Genomic DNA, 769 nt, shown 5'->3' with positions numbered 1-769 from the left:
CCGCTGATCGCCGGCGACGTCCTGTTCGAGCTGGAACGGCTGTTCAACTGGCCGTTCTTCGATCCGGAACGCGGCGGCGACCCGATGCTGTGGCAGCACCTGTTCTGGATTTTTGGTCATCCGGAAGTGTACATCGTGTTCCTTCCAGCTATCGCTCTGGTAGCAATGATCGTGCCGACCTTCGCACAGCGGCCCCTGATCGGCTACTCCTGGATCGTGCTGGCGGCAGTCGGCACCGGCTTCCTGTCCTTCGGCCTGTGGGTCCACCACATGTACGCGACCGGCTTGCCATCGATCTCCCTGGGGTTCTTCTCGGCCGCTTCCGAAGCGGTGGCGATTCCCACCGGCGTCCAGGTCTTCGTCTTCATCGCGACCCTTCTGGCCGGCCGGGTCGTCAACTCCGTACCGATGCTGTTCGTCAGCGGCGCGCTTGCGGTCTTCGTCATCGGCGGGTTGACCGGCGTCATGGTGGCGCTGGCGCCGTTCGACTGGCAGGCGCACGATACCTATTTCGTCGTCGCCCACCTGCACTACGTCCTGATCGGAGGCATGCTCTTCCCGGTAGTCGCAGGCGTCTACTATTATTGGCCCCTGGTCGGCTCGCGCCGGCTGTCGGACCGGCTGGGCAAGATCGCCTTCTGGCTGATGCTGATCGGCTTCAACGTCGCCTTCTTCCCGATGCACTTGTCGGGGCTGATGGGAATGCCGAGGCGCGTCTGGACTTACCCGACAGGCCTGGGACTGGATCTTCCCAACCTGATATCGACGG

General features: G+C 63.2%; 1 protein-coding gene. It reads left to right on the top strand.

Translation table 11 applies throughout. The features are described 5' to 3' along the window. Nucleotides 1-769, top strand: a 769-nt coding sequence (locus tag AC5JJ6_RS34285) for a cbb3-type cytochrome c oxidase subunit I (RefSeq protein WP_496046336.1), incomplete at both ends; no start/stop codon positions are given.

It is taken from the genome of Skermanella sp., assembly GCF_059503625.1.
Note: the sequence above shows the minus strand (reverse complement) of the source record. Positions and strands in the feature narration are given on the sequence as shown.